This window comes from Plantactinospora sp. KLBMP9567 (genome assembly GCF_033446045.1).
Taxonomy (GTDB): domain Bacteria; phylum Actinomycetota; class Actinomycetes; order Mycobacteriales; family Micromonosporaceae; genus Plantactinospora.
On the sequence record NZ_JAWQRR010000065.1, the window covers coordinates 33,401 to 52,538 of the forward strand.

General features: G+C 71.7%; 17 protein-coding genes and 1 CRISPR repeat array. Of the genes, 2 read left to right on the plus strand and 15 right to left on the minus strand.

Annotated features, from left to right (window positions below; genetic code table 11):
- Positions 1–189: 189 nt before the first annotated feature.
- The 7 genes from R6Y94_RS43380 to R6Y94_RS43410 all read right to left on the minus strand — a co-directional run bounded on the left by R6Y94_RS43380 (position 190) and on the right by R6Y94_RS43410 (position 9,414).
- Positions 190–786, minus strand: a complete 597-nt coding sequence (locus R6Y94_RS43380) for a phosphotransferase (RefSeq protein WP_318403108.1) — start codon at positions 784–786, stop codon at positions 190–192.
- A gap of 330 nt (positions 787–1,116) precedes the next feature.
- A CRISPR array of direct repeats spans positions 1,117–1,449; the repeat unit is 28 nt; unit sequence GGATCACCCCCGCGTGCGCGGGGAGCAG.
- A gap of 230 nt (positions 1,450–1,679) precedes the next feature.
- Positions 1,680–2,396, minus strand: a complete 717-nt coding sequence (locus R6Y94_RS43385) for an ABC transporter ATP-binding protein (protein WP_318403110.1) — start codon at positions 2,394–2,396, stop codon at positions 1,680–1,682.
- Complete coding sequence (locus R6Y94_RS43390) at positions 2,389–4,719, minus strand: branched-chain amino acid ABC transporter ATP-binding protein/permease (RefSeq protein WP_318403112.1); 2,331 nt, start codon at positions 4,717–4,719, stop codon at positions 2,389–2,391. Before R6Y94_RS43390 ends, R6Y94_RS43385 begins: the two co-directional genes overlap by 8 nt.
- Entirely contained in the window at positions 4,716–5,594 is an 879-nt protein-coding gene (locus tag R6Y94_RS43395; protein ID WP_318403114.1) for a branched-chain amino acid ABC transporter permease, read from the minus strand. The genes R6Y94_RS43390 and R6Y94_RS43395 overlap by 4 nt, the downstream gene beginning before the upstream one ends.
- A gap of 148 nt (positions 5,595–5,742) precedes the next feature.
- Positions 5,743–6,990, minus strand: coding sequence for an amino acid ABC transporter substrate-binding protein (locus R6Y94_RS43400; RefSeq protein WP_318403115.1), 1,248 nt, complete (start codon positions 6,988–6,990; stop codon positions 5,743–5,745).
- Between the two features lie 53 nt (positions 6,991–7,043).
- Positions 7,044–8,723 (minus strand): amidohydrolase, encoded by a 1,680-nt coding sequence (locus tag R6Y94_RS43405; RefSeq protein ID WP_318403116.1) that lies wholly within the window; start codon positions 8,721–8,723, stop codon positions 7,044–7,046.
- A gap of 190 nt (positions 8,724–8,913) precedes the next feature.
- On the minus strand, positions 8,914–9,414 hold the full coding sequence (locus R6Y94_RS43410) for a DoxX family protein (RefSeq protein ID WP_318403118.1): 501 nt from the start codon (positions 9,412–9,414) through the stop codon (positions 8,914–8,916).
- Positions 9,415–10,110: 696 nt separating this feature from the next.
- Between R6Y94_RS43410 and R6Y94_RS43415 the strand changes: the two genes are divergently transcribed.
- Positions 10,111–10,944, plus strand: coding sequence for an IclR family transcriptional regulator C-terminal domain-containing protein (locus R6Y94_RS43415; protein WP_318403120.1), 834 nt, complete (start codon positions 10,111–10,113; stop codon positions 10,942–10,944).
- A 28-nt stretch (positions 10,945–10,972) separates the two neighbouring features.
- Here R6Y94_RS43415 and R6Y94_RS43420 read toward each other — a convergent pair whose 3' ends face one another.
- Genes R6Y94_RS43420 through R6Y94_RS43435 form a run of 4 tightly spaced genes read right to left on the minus strand, consistent with a single transcriptional unit; the run spans position 10,973 to position 14,170 of the window.
- Positions 10,973–11,335: a hypothetical protein gene (locus R6Y94_RS43420; protein WP_318403122.1), complete on the minus strand. Its 363-nt coding sequence runs from the start codon at positions 11,333–11,335 to the stop codon at positions 10,973–10,975.
- Complete coding sequence (locus R6Y94_RS43425; RefSeq protein ID WP_318403124.1) at positions 11,332–12,213, minus strand: extradiol ring-cleavage dioxygenase; 882 nt, start codon at positions 12,211–12,213, stop codon at positions 11,332–11,334. Before R6Y94_RS43425 ends, R6Y94_RS43420 begins: the two co-directional genes overlap by 4 nt.
- Before the next feature lie 11 nt (positions 12,214–12,224).
- Positions 12,225–13,022, minus strand: coding sequence for a citryl-CoA lyase (locus R6Y94_RS43430; RefSeq protein WP_318403125.1), 798 nt, complete (start codon positions 13,020–13,022; stop codon positions 12,225–12,227).
- The gene (locus tag R6Y94_RS43435) at positions 13,004–14,170 is read right to left on the minus strand and encodes a CaiB/BaiF CoA-transferase family protein (protein WP_318403127.1); all 1,167 of its coding nucleotides are present in this window, start codon (positions 14,168–14,170) and stop codon (positions 13,004–13,006) included. The genes R6Y94_RS43430 and R6Y94_RS43435 overlap by 19 nt, the downstream gene beginning before the upstream one ends.
- A 281-nt stretch (positions 14,171–14,451) precedes the next feature.
- Between R6Y94_RS43435 and R6Y94_RS43440 the strand changes: the two genes are divergently transcribed.
- A complete protein-coding gene (locus R6Y94_RS43440) occupies positions 14,452–15,897 on the plus strand; it encodes an amidohydrolase family protein (protein WP_318403129.1) in 1,446 nt (481 codons plus the stop codon).
- A gap of 40 nt (positions 15,898–15,937) precedes the next feature.
- Here R6Y94_RS43440 and R6Y94_RS43445 read toward each other — a convergent pair whose 3' ends face one another.
- From R6Y94_RS43445 to R6Y94_RS43460, 4 genes are all read right to left on the minus strand, one after another.
- Positions 15,938–16,780 (minus strand): aldo/keto reductase, encoded by an 843-nt coding sequence (locus tag R6Y94_RS43445; protein WP_318403131.1) that lies wholly within the window; start codon positions 16,778–16,780, stop codon positions 15,938–15,940.
- 139 nt (positions 16,781–16,919) lie between these two features.
- Entirely contained in the window at positions 16,920–17,483 is a 564-nt protein-coding gene (locus tag R6Y94_RS43450; protein ID WP_318403133.1) for a dihydrofolate reductase family protein, read from the minus strand.
- Positions 17,484–17,505: 22 nt separating this feature from the next.
- Positions 17,506–18,324 (minus strand): alpha/beta hydrolase, encoded by an 819-nt coding sequence (locus R6Y94_RS43455; RefSeq protein ID WP_318403134.1) that lies wholly within the window; start codon positions 18,322–18,324, stop codon positions 17,506–17,508.
- Between the two features lie 68 nt (positions 18,325–18,392).
- Entirely contained in the window at positions 18,393–19,115 is a 723-nt protein-coding gene (locus R6Y94_RS43460) for an AraC family transcriptional regulator (protein WP_318403136.1), read from the minus strand.
- Positions 19,116–19,138: the final 23 nt, after the last annotated feature.

Sequence of the window (19,138 nt, forward strand, 5' to 3'; positions counted from 1 at the left end):
CACGGCCTGCGCCTGGCGTCGACGGTCCCGGGACGTGGTCGCGAAGCCGCGGCCGAAAGCACGATGACCGGGCAGGACGGCGGGTGGATGAAAGGGTGCACCGCCAGTCGACGGAGAGGCCGCACGAACACCATCGTTGGGGAGACCCGGTTGGTGTGTAAGGCTCGGCACGGCGGATGCCGCTTTGGGTCAGTGCGCCCAGAACTCGTTCGGCAGCGCCTCGACGTCGGCGGCGGCCGACTCGAAGTAGTCCGCGACGAACAGCAACCGGGTCGCGGCCGGATCCCCGCCGTCGGCCATCCGGCGGATGGCGGCAGCCTGCCGCCGGGCGCGGTGCACGACCACGGCGCCGAACTCCCGCCGGTCCGCGTCGTAGCCGTAGGCGTCGAGTAGGAGGTGGAGGCGGCGGGACCGGTCCTCGGAGGCATCGAAGCCCAACAGCGCGACCGCGTCCGGCGGGCAGAACGGCACCCACCAGAGCGCCGACAGCGCCATGTCGAACTCCCGCGTCGACGGACCGGCCGCACCCCAGTCGCAGAAACCGACCAGACGGCCGCCGTCCACCACCGCGTTGTACGGCGCCGCATCCTGATGCCCCACCACCAGCCCCGGCCGCACCGCGTCGCCGATGAACCACCTCTGGTCCGCCGGTGGACCGAAACCCACCGTGACGTCGTGAAGCCGTCGCAGCCATTGGCCGACCTGGACCAGGGTCGAGTCCGCGAACACCCAGTCGGGCCACGGCGTGCTGTCGCCGACGGTGTCGCCGCGCAGGTAGCTGAGCATCTCGCGGGCCCTGCGCGTCGAAGCCGAGCGCCCGTGGAGCGCCGTCGAAACCGGCATCCTCCAGGTAGCGCAACAAGGCGTGCACCGTCGGCGTCCAAGGCGAGGCCGGCTTGTATACGACGTCACCGATCAGTACGGCATCCGTGGTGTGACCGCCGGGCAGCGCCACCTCGGTCATCCTCCGTGTGTACCGGACTCCGACCGGTTCCGGTACCGGGTTTCCGGCACTCCGAGCCGGGCGAGCCCGGTCTGGGCGAGTTCGGCCGGGGATCATCCCCGCTTGCGCGCGGGGAGCAGCCCTTGTTGCCGGTCACCCAGTGGTGCGTCTCGGGGTCAGCCCCGCGTACGCGGGGAGCAGATCGACCTGATCGTCGCCGATCCGCCGTGGGCGGGATCACCCCCGCGTGCGCGGGGAGCAGGGGAGCGCTCCCGTCCACGCGGGTAGCAGGATGGGATCACCCCCGCGTGCGCGGGGAGCAGGGGCGGAAGCGCCGGACGATGACAACCCGTTGAGGATCACCCCCGCGTGCGCGGGGAGCAGATCCGGCCGCCCGGCCGGATGGCTATCGAGCCGGGATCACCCCCGCGTGCGCGGGGAGCAGTTGATTTGCCACAGGCCATAGTCCGTCGTGCCGGGATCACCCCCGCGTGCGCGGGGAGCAGACTTCTTGACCTGCGGCGCTAGAGATCAAGTACACTGATTTTCTTCACTTCTGTTCGCAAGATCATGCCTCCGCCATTATGGATCAGGGGTGATACCGGGCTGATTCAAGGGCTGCAAGCAGCGTACACAGCAAGCATGGTGTAGCTCGATGGCAAAACGTCCCTCGCCAACACCGCCCCTGCCGTCACCCGCCCACACGATCCCATCCAAGCGCCACAGTCCACCCCACTCACAAACCGAGTACGCTGCGCCGCACCTCGGCGCTGTCCCGCAACTCGTCGGCCGGGCCGCTCAACACCACCCGCCCCTCGCCGAGCAGGTACGCCCGGCTGGCCACGTCGAGGGCCCGCTGCACGTCCTGCTCCACCACGAGCACGCTCACCCCGCCCGCGTTGATCCGCACGATGGCGTCGTACACCTCGTCGACCCGGACCGGCGCGAGCCCCAGCGACGGCTCGTCGAGCAGCAGCAGACGCGGCCGGGCCATCAGCGCCCGACCGATCGCCAGCATCTGCTGCTCTCCCCCACTCAGACTGCCAGCAACCTGACCCGCCCGTTCGGCGAGCCGGGGAAAGATCTCGTAGACCTCGGCCAGGGTGACCCGGTACTCCCGGCGGGCACCCCGCCGGTACGCGCCGAGCATGAGGTTGTCCAGCACCGACATCCGGGGAAAGATCCGCCGCCCCTCCGGGACGACCGCCACCCCGTGCGCGCAGACCCGGTGGCCACGCAGCCGCGTGATGTCGGTACCCCCGACGCTGATCTCCCCCCGGTGCGCCGGATGGATCCCGGCGACCGCGTTGACCAGAGTGGACTTCCCGGCGCCGTTGGGACCGACGACGCAGACCGTCTCGCCCTGCCGCACGTCGAGCGCGACGTCCCAGAGCGCCTGCGCGTCGCCGTACCGCACCTCGAGGTCGCGGACTCGCAGCAGCGGCTCAGACATGGGCTTGCCTCCCCAGGTAGGCGCGGACCACGGCCGGATCGTTCAGCACGGTCTGCGGATCGCCGTCGGCCAGGCAGCTACCCCGGTCGAGCACCACGAGCCGGGTCGCGAGCTGGTTGAGTACCCGCAGCAGGTGCTCGACGATCACGATCGTGATCCCGCTGTCGTGAATGCGCCGGACCACCCGTACCGCGTTGTCCACCTCGGCCGGGTTCAGTCCGGCCAGCGCCTCGTCCAGCAGCAGCACCCGGGGATTGGCGGCGACCGCCCGGGCCATCTCCAGCAGTTGCCGCTGGTGCAGGTTGAGGCTGCTCGGGTACGCGTCGGCCAGATGCGCCAGCGCGACCGTGCCGAGATGCCGCTCGGCGATCGGCCGGGCCCGGCGCAGTGACATCGGCGTACGCCCGAACATGATGGCCATCGCCACGTTGTCCCGGACGGTCATCGAGTCGAACGGGCGGGGGATCTGGTAGGTCCGGGCCATCCCGACGTGGGCGATCCGGTGCGGCGCCAGCCGGGTGATGTCCTGCCCGCCGATCCGGATCGTGCCCCGGGTCGGCCGGATCGTGCCGGAGAGCACGTTGACCAGCGTGGTCTTGCCGGAGCCGTTGGGCCCGACGAGACCGACCAGTTCGCCCTCCCGGATGTCCAGGGTCACCTCCTCCAGCGCGTGCACCCCGCCGAAGTACCTGGCCACCCCACGGCATTCGACCAGCACCGCACCGGACCCGCCCCCTCGCGAACCGGTGTCCTGGATCGGGACCGTACGGGTCTCCAGGACGGTGGGAAGGTGGGTCGCGGCGGCCTGGACCGGCGCGGTCTCCGTCGCGCCGGCACCCGCCGAGGCCGCGCCGGCACCCGCCGAGGCCGCGCCGGCACCCGCCGAGGCCGCGCCGGCACCCGCCGAGGTCACGCCGGCGTCCGTCGAGACGCCGTCGGTCCCAGCCCCCTCCGTCGAGACGTCGTCGATCCGAACCCCGTCCGGCGCGGCGGCGTCGATCCGTGCCTGCTCCGTCAAGACGTCGTCGATCCGTGCCCTGTCCGGCGCCGCGTCGTCGATCGGCGCAGTCTCGGCCGCAATCTCGGCCGTGGTCGCGTCGGCCGGAGCGGCGCCCGCCGCAGCCCCACCGGGCACAGCCACATCGTCCGGAGCAGTGTCGGCCGCAGCGGCATCGGTCGGAGCGGTCGGGGTCGCCGTCCGGGACCGGTGGCCGGGTGGGCGCAGGCCCAGTCGGGCGGAGAGCCGGGGCGAGCCGAGCACGATGGCGACCAGGCTGGCGGCGAGCATCCCGACGACCAGCCAGTCCAGCAGTTCGCCCCAGACGCGGAGCACCGCCAGGGCGCCGCTCACCCCGACCAGGGTGCCGAGCGCGACCAGCGGCCGGGCTCGCAGCCGCGCGTACAGGCCGTCGGGGGCGAGCGCGACCAGCAGGGCGAGGATGCCACCGAGAATGATCATGTTGTACGCGTCCAGGCCGTACGAGGAGAGCCGGTCCTGGAGGGTGACGATCAGCACCGCGCCGATCACCGGACCGAGCCAGTGACTCCGGCCGCCCAGCACCCCCATCACGATCACGAAGAGCGGGATGGTCAGCCCGAAGACGCTCTCCACGGTCACGAACCCGATCTGCAGCGCGTAGACGCTGCCCGCAACCCCGCCGATCACCCCGCTGAGCAGCATCGCCAGCATCTTGTAGCGGAACGTCGCCACCCCGGTCACCTCGGCGACGTCCTCGGCGTCCCGGATCGCCGCGAGCGCGGAACCCGACCGGGTGTGCTGGACCAGATAGGCCACCGCCACCGCGATGGTCGCGATCAGCAGTGCCAGCAGGAACTGGAACTGCTGGAAGGAGCTGACCGGCCCCGGCAGCTCGGGAACCGGGACGCTCGTCCCCTGTCCCCCGTCGATCGACCGGTTGATCCGGGCGAATGCGGCCAGGATGAACGGCACGGCGAGGGTCAGCAGCGCGAAGATCTCCCCCCGCAGCGAGCCCAGCCGGAACGCCACCGCGCCGACCCCGAGGGCGAGCAGTCCGGAAAACACCGCCGCGAGCGGCAGGGTGAGAAAGAAGTCGACGTTGTGCCGCCCGCTGAGCACGGCGGTGGTGTAGGCGCCGACCCCGACGTACGCGGCCTGGCCGAAACTGAAGTAGCCGCTGTATCCACTGAGCAGGTTCCAACTGGTCGCCTGGGCGATCCAGAAGCAGATCGAGCCGAGCAGCACCAGGTAGAACGACCCGATCCCGAGTTGGTCGGCGGAGGCGCCGAGGGCGGCCAGCACCAGGAACGCCACCAGCAGCCCGACCCCACCCCGGCGGATCACCGGACACCTCCGGCCGCGAAGAGTCCCTGCGGGCGCAGCAGCAGAGCCAGGATGATCGCCGAGAAGAGTACGAACGGCGCGGCGGCCGGGGACCAGACCGCGGAGACGACGCCGGAGAGCACCCCGACGAGGATGCCGGAGGCGAAGGTGCCGACCACCTCGCCGATCCCGCCGAGGATCACCACCGCGAAGACGGTGCCGAACCACTCGTACGCGGTCTCCGGGGTGAGCGCGTTGGAGAGTGCGAAGACCATGCCGGCCAGCGCCGCCGTGGCGCCGACCACGCCGCCGAGCAGGACGCTGAGCCGTCGGTGGTCGACTCCGAAGGCGCCGGCGACCGCCCGGTCCTGGGCGATCGCCCGCATGGCCCGGCCGGCGAAGGTACGCCGCAGCACCAGGTGCGCGCCGACCACCACCGCCAGGGCGAGGCCGAACGCCAGCAGGGTGGTGACCGGGAAGACCAGCCGGCCGAGGGTGACCGAGCCGGTGGCGTACGGGTTGACCTCGGCCGGCATCCGCTGGAAGTCGGCGCTCCAGACGTTGCTGACCACCTGGATGGTGATGTTCAGCAGCCCGAAGCTGACCAGCAGCGAGTTGAACTCGCTCAGCCGGAGCCGGTCGAAGAGCCACTGGATCGCGGCGCCGGCCACGAACATCAGCGGCACCGTCACCACCAGCGTCAGGATCGGGTCGAGCCGCCACGAGGTGGCGATCTGGAAGGTGAGGTACGCGCCGATCAGGATCAGGCCGAAGTGGGCCAGGTTGATGACGCGCAGCACCCCCCAGGTGACGGAGAGGCCGGTGGCCATCAGGGCGTAGAGGCCACCGATCAGCGCTCCGGTGAGGGCGGCCTGGAGGACGTTCATACGGGGCATCGCCTCGGGTCTGGTCGGGTCGGCGGGGCCACCGGGCGGCGGGGCCGAGCGGCGCGACGGGCGGTCAGGGATCGGCGGTCAGGAATGGGCGCGTGACGGATGGGGCGCGTCCGGGCCCGGACGGGGGCGCCGGGGCCCGGACGCGCGGTCAGCGGCGGGCGGGGGCGAGCGGCGCGGCGGCCCGGTCGGCCGGCCACACCGTGACCCAGTCACCCTGCTGGATCTGCTTGATGGCCTGGGTGGTCGGCCAGAAGTTCTGCGCCTTCGGGTCGAAGGCGAGGTGCCCGCTGAACGTGGTGTCGGCACCCTTGCCGTGCAGCGAGTCGCACATCTTCTTGTGGTCGGTCCCGCCGGTGTCCCTGACCGCGGCGGCCAGGATCTCCCAGGCGTTCCACGAGGCGGCGGCCTGGGTCTCGAAGACCGTGTACGGCAGCCCGGCCGCCTTGGCCCGCGCGGTGAAGTCGTTCACGATCTCGGTGGCCGCCGGGCCGAGCCGGTCCAGGGTCGGCTTGTTCGGCTCGAACATCGACACCGACAGCACCCCCTCGGAGACCTCGCCGAGGTCGAGCAGGGGTCCGGGCGCCGGGAAGAGGCTGAACATCCGCTTCGGCCGGTAGTTGAGCTGCGCCATCGCCTGGAGGATGTTCACCGCGTCCACGCCGAGCCCGTTGTTGATCACCAGGTCGGGGTCGGCGTCCCGGACCTGGGTGGCGATCGGCGCCCAGTCGGTGGTCGTCGGCGGGTAGTGCACGTCGACCACCACGTCCAGGCCACGCTCCCGGGCGATGCTCAGCGCGCCGGACTTGTCCGCGCCGTAGCCGTCGGAGACGAAGGCGGCCGATCCGCTCTGGCTGGTCAGCACGGCGACGGTCTTCGGCGGCCCGGGTTGACCGGCCAGCGCGTCGAAGAGCTGGGTCGGGATGAACCGGTTCGGGGTGGGGCCGATCGACCAGGCCGGGAACTGGCACTCGTACGTGAGCTGGGGCGCGAGCACGGCGGTGTGCTGCGGCATCACGTACCCGTGCCGCTGGGCGACCGCCATCGCGGAGAGGATGTTCGGGGTGGCGTACGGGCCGATGATCAGGTCGACCCGGTCCTGGCTGATCAGCCGCTCGTAGAGCTGGCTGACCTTGGACTGGTCGGACTGGTCGTCGACCACCTTCCACTCGACCTGGCGGCCGAGCAGTCCACCGGCGGCGTTCAGCCGCGCGACGTACGCCTCACCGGCGATCTTGTGGATCTGCCCGGTCGCGGCGAACGCGCCGGTCAGGGAGAGGGTGGAGCCGACCACGATCGGGTCGTCGGCGGAGCCGGAGCCGGAGCCGTTGCCGCATCCGGTGGCCGTCACGCCGAGCGCCAGGACGGTGGCGACGGCGGCGAGGGAGCGCCTGCGCATTGTCGGGTACCTTTCGTCGCTGTCGGATAGGTCTTCGGGGCGCGCGCTGCGGGTCAGTGCGGGTCGTCGGCGTCGTGCACCACCGCGCCCCCGACGACGGTGAGATCCGCGCGCAGCCGCCGCAGTCGCTCGACCGGGACGGTGAAGTAGTCGTCGTCGAGCACCACGACGTCACCGAGCCGGCCCACCTCCAGCGAGCCGAGCAGGTGTTCGTCCGGCCCGCCGAGGAACCACTGGTTGGCCCGGGTGTAGAGGGTGAGCAGTTCCTGCCGGCTGATCTGCTGCCCCGCGTTGATCACCTGCCCGCGGGCGTTCTTCCCGGTCACCGCGTAGTAGGCGTGGATCCACGGGTTCATCGGCGCGATCTGCATGCCGTCCGAACTCATCCCGGCCGGGATGCCGCTGTCGAGGATCGTCCGGAACGGCGGGCCGGCCGCCGGGCCGGTGCCGGCCAGGTACTGCCAGCCGGTCAGGTTGACCCCGCCGCCGATCGCCCGCAGCCGCTGGAGGTAGTCCGGGGTGATCCGGGGGACGTGCGCAACGACCCAGCGCAGGTCGGAGATCGGGGTCTCGGCGTGCACCGTCTCGAACGCCTGGATCTGGGTCTGGAAGTCGGTACCGGTCAGCGAGTGCACCTCGATCCGCCAGCCGGCCCGGGCGCTACGCCGGGCGGCCTCCAGGAAGACCGGGCCACCGGAGTAGCTGGCCGCGATGAACTCGCCGATGGCGCCGGTCCGGACCATGTCGTCGCCGAAGAACGGGTACGTGTGGCGCAGCCGCGCCGTCAACTCCGGTACGGCGGGGTCGGTGTCCTGGTGCAGGTAGTTGATGCGCAGCCGGACGATGCCCCGGCCCTGGGCGTAGACGTCGAGGAACGGCAGGTGCATCGAGTGGTTGTCCTCGTGCGCCGCACCGTCGGACGGGGTGCCGGTGGCCTGGAACGCGCCCTGGTCGAGGTGGGTGGTGACGCCGAGGCTGGCCGCGTACGCCATCGCGTCGCGCACCCCGCGCTCACGCTGCGCGGCGGTGAGGGTACGCCGCAGCGCCAGGGTCGCCTTGCCGGTCTCGGTACCGCCGGCGATCGCGCCGTCCGCCCCGACCGTCACCGGGATCTCGGCCGCCTCGAAGAACCGCCGGCCGAGGCTGTTGGTCACCGAGGGTCCGGCGAAGCCGACCGACAGGTACGCCGGGTGGTGCGGCAGCGCTTCGTCCAGTTCGGCCAGGGTCGGCAGCCGTACCTCGGTGAACTGGTGGGGATGGAAGCCGCCGATGGTGGTGACGAACTCGCCGCGCGGCACCCGCCGGGCCCGGGCCCGGTAACTGGACCGCACGTCCGCGATGGAGTAGGCGTTCTCCAGCGGCGTGTGGTGACCCGGCCGGTTGCCCATCAGCACGATGTGGTTGTGGCAGTCGATCAGGCCGGGCACCGCCGTACGGCCGCGCAGGTCGATGGTGCGGGGCCGGCCCTCGAAGCCGTGCCGGGCGGCCCGGGCGTCGTTGCCGGCGTAGACGATCCGGCCGTCCCGGATGGCCAGCACGCTGACCACCCGGTTGCGCCGGTCCATGGTGTGGATGCGGCCGTTGTGCAGCACCAGGTCGGCCCGGATCGTCTGGTCCCGGTCGGGTCCGGTGGCACCGGCCGGGCCCGCCGCCATGCCGGCGCCGACCGCCGTGGCGGTGCCGCCCCGCAGCACCGACCGCCGGGACACTCCTCGTCGTTCCTCGTTGCTCATCAGCGGGGGTCACCTCTCGGATGCGGCGCCGGTTACCCACGGTCGGGGCGGCCACCGGCACGGCGGCGGTATCGGTGTCGGGCGGACGGGCCGGTGGGGGGACCGGCGGTCCGGTGGAGGATGCGGAGGTCGGTGGGCCCGCGAGTGCCGCCTGCGTCGGTGGTGCGGGCCGACGTTCGCGGGCGGCGGGTCAGTCGCCGGCGGCGAGGGCCCGTCGCCGCCGCAGCAACGGCGGTACGCTGCCGAGCAGCCCGACGGCCAGGGCGAGGGTGCCCCAGCCGTAGCCGGCGAACCCGTCCAGCCCGACCAGGTGGTCGAGGGACCAGGCACCCGGCCCGGTGTACGCCAGCACGACGGCCAGCGCGCCGTAGACGGCGGCCACCTCGTAGCCGCCGAGGTGCGCCCAGAGCCCGTTCGGCAGGTTGACCGAGGCGGCCACCACCATCGTGCCGAGCACGATCGCCGCGCCGAGCGGGGTGGCCAGGCCCAGCGCGATCAGCGCCGCGCCGGCCAACTCGGCCAGGCCGGCGAGCAGGGCCATCTGTCGGCCGGGCCGGAAGCCCCAGGTGTGGAAGGTGGCACCGGTGCCGGTGGGGCCCTGACCACGGAACCAGCCGAAGAGCTTCTGGCTGGCGTGGCCGAAGAGCAGCGCCGCGAGGAGCAGGCGAAGCAGTAGCAGTCCGAGGTTCACGCCGCACCTGCCGAACCCGGCCCGAGCGGCCGGACGGTCCGGACGACGAAGGGCGGCCGAACGGTCCGGACGACGAAGGGCGGCCGGACGGTCCGGACGACGAAGGGCGGCCGGACGGTCCGGACAACGAAGGGCGGCCGGACGGTCCGGGCGGCGGGAGCCGACCGGGCGGCACGGCCGGCGGGCCGCCGGATCGGGGCGGGACCGGTGGAAGCGGGATCTGTAGCTGCGGCCGACGGCGCCATAACTCTCTCCTCCGAGGACTGAGCCCTTAGCATCCAGTTTTGCGGACGACCGTCCGCTACACGGACGCGGCGCACATCACAATCTCCGCCCGTGCCTGGGAGATGTCAAGACTCAAGCCGGAAACATTTGCGCATGGGCCCGGACTGGTGTTCGCTTGACGGTCAGATGGTGCGGACAGCCAGCCACCGACGGTCGTCTGAGTGGACGAGCCCGGCCGCCACACCACCCAGGGGTCGCACCAGGCCGGCCACGCAGAGGTCCGGAATCGACTGGTGGCCCGGACCCCGACGGCACCCGGACGGTCCCGACGGCGCCCGGACCCGGACGCGGCCGGGGACACCTTCCGGCGACCCCGTTCGGCACATGGTGAACTGGTGGGCGCTCGCCCGCCGACCAGCACGGTGACCCGGGCGGCGGGACCGAGACGGCGACGACGGATAGAGGCGGACGATGGCACAGCGTGGCGAAGGACCGGACTTCATCGAGGCCCTGGCCCGAGGGCTCAAGGTGATCACCGTCTTCCATGCCGACCATCCCCGACTGTCCCTCAGCGAGGTCGCCGCCGCTGCCGGGCTGGCCCGACCCACCGCCCGACGCTTCCTGCTCACCCTGGAGGAACTCGGCTACGTCCGCGCCGACACCGGCAGCTACGAACTCACGCCACGGGTGCTGGAGCTCGGCATGGCGTACGTCGGGGCGCTCTCGCTGTGGGACATCGCCCGCCCGCACATGCAGGACCTGGTCGCCGCCACCGGGGAGTCCAGCTCGATGGCCCAGCTCGACGGATCGGACATCGTCTACATGGCCCGGGTCGCGGTGCCGAAGATCATCGCGCTGCGGGTGCAGATCGGCACCCGGTTTCCGGCGAGCGTGACCTCGCAGGGCAAGGTGCTGCTCGCGGCGCTCGACCCGGAGGCGCTCGGCACGGCACTGGCCCAACCCAGCCGTTCCGGGGTCCAGCCGAAGATCCGACACAGCCGTACCGCGCTGGACGCGATGCTGCGGGAGGTCCGGGCCCGGGGCTGGGCACTCGCCGACGACGAACTCGCCCCGGGCATCCGGTCGGTGGCCGTGCCGATCCGGGACGGCCAGGGCACGGTGCGGGCCGCGATGAACGTCACCGTCAACTCGGCCGAGACCAGCGTCAAGGCCCTGGTCGAGCAGCACCTGCCCCAACTGATCAGGGCGGCCAGCGCGATCAGTGCGGACTGGGCGCGCTGGCAGTCCCGGCCGCAGGTCGAGGTGGCCGGGACGGCCGACGCCGCCACCGCCGGCCGGCACTGACCCGACCGCCGGCGGTGGCGGCCGCGGCTCAGGTGGCGATGTCCGGGTACGGCAGCGCGAAGTGCGCCAGCCGGACCGCGTACTGCTTCTGGAAGCCGAGCGGTTCGGCGTGGTCCCGCTCGAACATCGCGATGAACAGGGTCAGGGTCAGGAACGGGTGCGCGCCCAGCTCGAAGAGTTTGACGTAGTCGTGGCTGGCCAACGCCTCCCGCTCGGCATCGTCGAAGCGCAGCCAGGTGCTCGCCTCGCCGGTGTGGCAGTTCAGCACCGCGTTGGCGCGTTCGGCCTCCCACCAGGCGACCATGCCGCGCGGGTCGTCGCGGTACCGCTCGACCAGCTCGGGATCCCGGTCCACGGTGTAGAGGAACTTGTTCAGCAGGTACTTGCTCACGCCGGCACCCCGCTTCCGCCCGGTACGCCGTTCGGATACCAGGTGAAGTACGCCTCCATGGTGTGGAACAGGTCGAGGGTGTCGACGTGGTCCGCCTTGGCACCCGCCCCGGCCACCCCCATCATCAGCATGAAGTCCATGAAGCCGTGGGTGGCGTTGCCCGGCGAGTGCAGGCTCTCCAGGGTCACCTCGGCGAGGCAGCGCTCCAGGTCGCCGGTGGCGATCCACTCCACCGCCTTCCGGTCGAACTCGGGATCGGGGCCGTGCGGGCCGAACTGGCGGGGGCCGCCGAGTTCCAGCGACAGGTGGCCGGTGCCGATCACGGCCACCCGAAGGTGGCTCGGCCACGACTCGACCAGTTCCCGGATGGTCTGGCCGAGCTGCACGAACCGCTTCGGCTGCGGCAGCGGCGGCGCGAAGATGTTGGTGTAGATCGGCACGATCGGCAGGTCCGCCTCGGGGCGCAGCGTGATGATCGGGCAGGTGATGCTGTGGTCGATCCGCAGTTCGTTGCTGAACGCCAGGTCGAAGCCGGCGTCCAGGCCCTCCCGCAGCAGGTGTGCCGACAACTCCTCCTGGCCCCGCAGCAGCATCCGGGGCAGGCCGAACTCGCGTTCCTCGTTGTACCAGTTCGCGTCGTAGAACGGGGCCTTGCCGACCAGGAACTGCGGCATGTTGTCCAGCCAGAGCTGGTGGAAGTGGTCGGAGCCGACCATCACCAGCACGTCGGGGTTGGCCCGGGTGAGCGTCTCCCGGAAGGCCAGGATCTTGCGTACCCACTCGTCCGCGAACGGCGGCCGGTCCTCGCCCTGTGCGGTGCTGGCCCGGTAGTAGAACGGATGGTGGGTGGAGGCGATCACCGCGGCGATGGTGGCCATCGCGGCTCCTCTCAGGCGGGGTCGGGGGGTATGTAGCGGGCGTTGCGGTCGACGGTGCGGTAGATCTCCATCCCGATGTTGGTGCGGCGCTCCTCGGCCAGGTGGCCCAGGAGCCCGGCGGCCCGGGCCAGCAGCGCGAAGCCGCGCAGCAGCTCCGGCGGCAGCCCGAGGTCGGCCAGGGCGGCGCCGCAGACCCCGGCACCGTTCAACGGCAGGGTACGGCCGAGCACCCGCGGATGGACCCGGCCGATCGCCTCGAACAGCCGCAGGTGCGGGCCGCGCAGCCCCTCCCGCTCGGCGAGTGCGATCAGCACCGGGGTACGCGGGTCCCGCACCTTGTGCACCGGGTGTCCCAGTCCGGGCACCAGCCGGCGCTCGGCCCGGGCCCGGGTGACGGCGGCCAGGGCGAGGTCGTCCCAGCCGGCGTCGTCGGTCGGCACCTCGGTCAACTCGGCCAGGGTATCGGCGAGGAACCGGCCGCTGTCCTCGGTGACCCCGAGAAACCGGGAGCCGCCGCCGAGCAGGCCGGCGGCGAGCGCCCCCTGCAACGCCTCGGGTGCGCTCTGGTACGTGACCCGGGCAGCGATCGCGGTCGGGGTGAAGCCGTGGTCGGCGAGCGAGACGAGTACCGCCTCGAAGACGCGTACCTGGGCCGGGGTGGGGCGGCGCCCGGCGACCAGCCAGAAGGCGAGTTCGCCGAAGCCGACCTTACCGATCAGCTCGGTGGCCAGGTCGTGGCCGAGCAGCCGGATGGTGTCGGCGTCGGAGGTGCCGATCGAGGTGGGGAAGCTCAGTTCTTGGTCAGCCACGCGCGGATCTCCTCGCCGTGCTCGTCGAGCCCCGGTGGGGGCAGGTCGTACCGGGGACGGGTGGCGGAGAAGGTGATCGGATTGCGGACCATCGGCACCGCGTCGGCGCCCTCCCCCACCGTCACCACCGGGTCGAGCCCGAGCTGTTCGGCGAACGCGACACCCCGGTCGATGGTGTTGATCGGCGCGCACGCCACCCCGGCGGCGATCAGGTCGGCGAACCACTCGTCCCGGGTCCGGGTACGCAGCCGCTCGACCAGCAGCGGACGCAGTTCCTCGCGGTTGGCGGTGCGGTCCTGGTTCCGCCCGAACCGGGGGTCGTCGACCAGCTCCGGCAGGCCGAGCACCTCGCAGAGCTTGTGGAACTGCCCGTCGTTGCCGGCGATGACGATCAGCTCGCCGTCGGCGGTGGGCAGTGGCTCGTACGGGAAGAGGCTCGGGTGCGCGTTGCCCATCCGGTACGGCACCACCCCACCGGCGACGTAGCCGCTGCTGTGGTTGACCAGCCCGGACAGGGCCGAGGAGAGCAGGTTGACCTCGACGTGCTGGCCCCGGCCGCTGGCCGCCCGGTGGTGCAGCGCGGCCAGGATGCCGATGTTGGCGTGCATCCCGGCCATCACGTCGAAGACCGAGATGCCGGCCCGGTACGGCGAGCCGTCCGGGTCGCCGGTGAGGCTCATCAGCCCCGAGATCGCCTGCACCATCAGGTCGTAGCCGGGCAGCGCGGCGCCGGCGCCGGTGCCGAAGCCGCTGATGGAGGCGTAGACGATGCCGGGATTCTCCGCCGCCACCGACTCGTAGTCGAGACCGAACCGCCGCATGCCACCGGGCTTGAAGTTCTCGATCAACACGTCGGCGCGGGCGGCGAGGGCGTGGGCCACGGCGAGGTCCTCCGGTGACCGCAGGTCGAGCGCGATCGACCGCTTGTTCCGGTTGATCCCGAGATAGTAGGTGGCCACCCCGTCCCGGACCGGTGGCATCCAGGTCCGGGTGTCGTCCCCGGCCGGCCCCTCCACCTTGATCACGTCGGCGCCGAGGTCCGCCAACAGCATCGTGGCGTACGGCCCGGCGAGGATTCGGGAGAAGTCCGCCACCACCAGTCCGGCCAGCGGTCCCGGCGTGTCACCGGTACCCGGCTGATCCGCCATGCTCCTGCCTCCGTCCGTCTCGCGGACGTTTGTCCGTCGCAGACAGTCTGTTCGCGCCCGCCATCGCTGTCAACTGGCCGCCGGGCGGCCGGACAGGGCAACCGGCCCGGCGTTCCGACCCTACGCCGGCCAGAGCGTCAGTGCCGCTCAGCCCGTCCGGACGAAGCCGGAATACTGCTCGTTGACAGGCGCGAAACACCGGGACAATAATTGCGCCACTTGTTTGCGCCCGCTATACGGACGATCGTCCGCGTAGATCACTCCGCCGATAGGAGTTGGCGATGGCCACGACCGAGTCCGACCGCCCGGTGCTGCTGCGCAACGGGCTGGTGCTGACCATGGACGACGCGCACACCGTGCTGGCCGGCGGCGACGTGCTGGTGGTCGGCGACCGCATCGCCGAGGTGGGTGTCGGGCTGACCGCCCCCGAGGGTGCGCTGGAGATCGACGCCAGCGGCGGCATCGTGATGCCCGGGATGATCGACACCCACCGGCACATGTGGCAGACCGCGATGCGCGGCTACGGCGCCGACTGGACGTTGACCCAGTACTTCGTCTGGTACTACCTGGAATCCGGCAAACTCTTCCGGCCCGAGGACATCTACGCCGGCAACCTGCTCGCCGCCATCGAGGCGATCGACGCCGGGGTCACCACCACCGTCGACTGGTCGCACGGGTTGCAGACCCCGCAGCACGCGGACGCCGCGGTCGACGCCCTGGAGGCGGTGCCCGGCCGCTTCGTCCTGGCCTACGGGAACATCCAGCAGGGGCCGTGGGAGTGGGCGACCAGCCCGGGGTTCCGCGACTTCGTCGAGCGGCGCATCGCTGGCAAGGGCGACATGCTCGGCTTCCAGATGGCCTTCGACGTCACCGGCGACCCCGCCTTCCCGGAGCGGGCCGCCTTCGAGGTCGCCCGCGAACTCGGTGTACCGGTCACCACCCACGCCGGGGTCTGGGGTGCCACCAACGACGACGGCATCCGGCTGATGCACGAGAACGGCTTCATGACCCCGGCCACCGTCTACGTGCACGCGGCCACGCTGAACCGGGACTCGTACAACCGGATCGCCGCCACCGGCGGATCGGTCTCGGTCTCCACGGAGAGCGAGCAGAGCGCCGGCCAGGGCTACCCGCCCACCTGGCAACTGCGCCACCACGACATCCCGGTCTCGCTCTCCATGGACACCAGCGTCTGGTGGAGCGGCGACCTGTTCACCGCCATGCGCACCACACTGGGCGCGGACCGCTCCCGGGAACACCTTGAGGCACACGGCCGGCAGGACACCGTCACGCACTGCCACCTGCGCGCCGAGCAGGTCGTCGAGTGGGCCACCCGGGGCGGCAGCCGCGCCCTCGGCCTGGACGACAAGGTGGGCAGCCTGGCACCGGGCAAGAAGGCGGACATCGTACTGATCAAGAACGACGACTCCCCGGTGATGTTCCCGATCCTCAACCCGTACGGCCACGTGGCCTTCCAGGCGCAGCGCGGCGACGTGCACACCGTCCTGGTCGACGGCCGGCTCGTCAAGCACCAGCACCGGCTGGTCGGCGTCGACCTCGGCCGGGCGCGGCGCGAGGTGGAGCGGACCGTCGAGTACCTGGTCGAGTCGATGGGTCAGGACGCCTGGGCGAAGGGCATGAACCCGGACGTCCCGGAGACGAAGGTGCGGGACAACCCCTACACGTACACCGATTGGGACGCCGGCTCGGCCCAGTGGAAGCACTGAGCACGACGGCTCCGCCCCGGTCCGGACCGCGCCGGGGAAACTAGAGCATCTCCAGCGGCTGCGGGCCGCCCGGCGGTGGGAAGACCGTGTCGAGTACGGCCAGGTCCTCCTCGCCGAGGCGCAGCTCCAGTGCCCCGGCGTTCTCCCGGGTGTGCCCGGAATCCGACGAGCGGGGAATCGCCGCCACCGAGTCCCGCCGCAACACCCAGGCCAGCGCCACCTGCGCCGGCGTGACCTGGTGCCGGGCCGCGACCTCGGAGAGCTGGGCATCACCCAGCAACCGGCCCTGCTCGATCGGCGAGTACGCCATCACCGGAATCCCGTGCTCGCGCAGCCACGGCAGCAGGTCGTACTCCGGGCCACGCCGGGTCAGGTTGTAGAGGATCTGGTTGGCCGCGCAGGAGTCACCGCCGGCGTCCATCAGGTCGATCATGTCCGACAGGTCGAAGTTGCTCACTCCCCACTGCCCGATGTCGCCCGCCTTCACCAGCTCGGCGAACGCCTCGACCGTCTCGGCCAGCGGATGGCTGCCGCGCCAGTGCAGCAGGTAGAGGTCGATGTGGTCGGTACCGAGCCGGCGCAGGCTGCGGCGGCACGCCTGCACCGTGCCCTGCCGGGTCGCGTTCGCCGGCAGCACCTTGTCGACCAGGAAGATCTCGTCGCGGCGCCCGGCGATCGCCGCACCGACCAGTTCCTCCGAGGAGCCGCTGCCGTACATCTCGGCGGTGTCGATCATCGTCATCCCGAGATCCAGCCCGGTACGCAGCGCCGCGATCTCGTCCTGCCGCTTCCCCGGACTCTCCCCCAGATACCACGTCCCCTGACCGAGCACCGGCATCGTCCGGCCCGACGGCAACGTGATCGCGGGCATCGCGACGGTCATCTCGAACCTCCCGGCAGCGTGGGGAACGCGTGCTGACGATAGCGGGATCGCCACGCGGCGCCGCCGGGCTACCCGCTGCGGGACCGGCCAAACGCGGTGACCACCCCGTGATGACGAAACGAGCGAGCGCGCCGGACGGTCACCGAGCCCGCTGGAGGGTCGTGATGAGTACGCCCTCGCCGACCGTGATCGAGTCCGTCAGCTTCCACGTCGACCTGTCCGAGGTCTCCCCGAACAGTCGCCGCCCGGTGCCGAGCAGGACCGGGAACATCATCAGGTGGAGTGCGTCGACGAGGTCGTGTTCGAGCAGCCCCTGGACGAGCTGGATGCTGCCGGCGACCGAGATGTCGCCGGTGACCTCGTCCTTGAGCCGGGTCACCTCGTCGACCAGCCCGCCGGAGAGGACCCGGGTGTTGTTCCAGGTGGGGTCGGTGAGCGTGCGCGAGACGAGGTACTTCGGCATCCCGTTGTACTTGTCGGCGAGTTCGCCCTCGTACTGCGGCCAGGCCGAGGCGAACCCCTGGTAGGTACGGCGGCCGAGCAGCAGCGCCTGGGCGCCGAGCGCCTCGTCGACCTTGAACCGCTCGCCCTCCTCGCCACGGTCGAACTCGAAGCTCCAGTTCGGGTACTTGAAGTCCTCCCCGCCGGGCGCCTCCACGACGCCGTCGAGCGAGATGAACTCGGTGACCACGATCCTTCCCATCTCTGGTCCTCTCCTCGGCCGGTCAGCGGGTGTACGCGAAGTCGCGCAGCGCGGCGGCGAGCACATCGGCGGGCGCGCTGTGCTGCTCGCCCTCGACGGCCCGCAGGGTCGCGGTCGGCAGCAGTTCGGTGAGCGCGTGGGCGGCGGTGACGATGAACGGGAACGTCCCGGTGCCGTGCAGCACGAGCGTGGGCGCGCTGACGGCAGCCCAGCGGTCGCGGGGCAGCGGCGCCCTCGACATGGTGGTTCCGATGATCCGGCCGTCGTAGGCGATAGTCGGCGCCACCGCCTCCATGACCGGCCAGAAGTCGCTCTGCCGGATTCCCTCGACGGCCTCGGCGGGCAGCCCTGCCGCAGCGGTCAGGAACAGCTCGGCGGCGTCGCCGGGCCGACCGTCGGCGACGGCGGCGTCGAGGCGCCGCACATAGTCCGCCGGCAGCGGCGGGCGGCTGCCGTCGACCACGAACGGCGGCTCGAAGAGCACGAGCCGGCTGATCGGCAGTCCGGCTGCCGCCGCGTCGAGCGCGAGGACCGCGCCGGACGACCAGCCGAACACGGTCGCCGGCGCCCCCGCGACCGTGATGAGCGCGGCGAGGTCCTCGATCTCGCGCGACACCGCGTACGGCGCCGTGTCCGTGCTCTCGCCCCGGCCGCGCCGGTCGTAGGCGTAGGTCCGGAACTCGTCGCCGAGCAGCCGGCCGATCTCCTCGTCGAGCGGGTTGATCGCGGGGTAGGCGGTCGCGCCGTCGATGATGATCAGCGGCTCGCCCCTGCCCCACGCGCTGAACGCGATCACGGTGCCGTCGGCGGACACCACGGCCGCGCGGGCGTTCTCGGTCATCTGGATTGCCTTCCTGGTAGCGGTGCGGGGATGCCCCCGCGGCGGCGCGGTACCGCCTCGCATCCAGGCTAGGAACCGGCGGGGTCGCCGATCTTGTACAGAAGCGACAGGGGCTGCGCGGCCGCGTCCGGCCGGCGCAGTTCGGTCGCGGTACGGCCGATGAAGCGCTGGAGCGAGCGGGCGAGGTGCGGCTGGTCGTAGTAGCCGAGCCGGTTGACGACCTCGAGCGGTACGACGCCCTCACCGAGCAGGACCGCGGCCTGCCGGGCCCGCTCGATCTGCCGGATGCCGCCCTGGGTGAGCCCGGTCGCCGCCGCGACGCGGCGCTGCACCGACCTCGTGCCGAGCTCCGGCATCCCGCCGGTCACGACCTCGTCGACGAGCGGATCCCGCACGACCACGCCCTGCCGCACCAGCCGGGCGACGAACTGCTCCGCACTCTCGAAGTCGGGGATGAGCCACTCCTCGCCGCGCAGCGTGAACGTGGTCGCGGTCGCGTGCGGGCTCTCCAGAGCGGAGTCGACCAGCCGCGCCGCGGGCAGGTGCGGCATCGAGGTGCCGTGCGCGAACGTGATCCCAACCGACGCCGACCCGTCCGGCACCTCGACGCTCGAAACCGTGGTCTCCGGACCGCGTACGGCGGCGTGGACACTGCCGAGCCGCTCCCAGAACACCAGCTCCCAGTTCGAGGTGGCGATCGAGGTCATCCGCGCGACCCCGGATGCCTGGCTGCGCCACACGCGATGGACGTACGGCGAGTCCGACGGCCGGTCCTCGTTCTCCAGCGGCATCCGATCCCCCCGGTGGCCTGCGC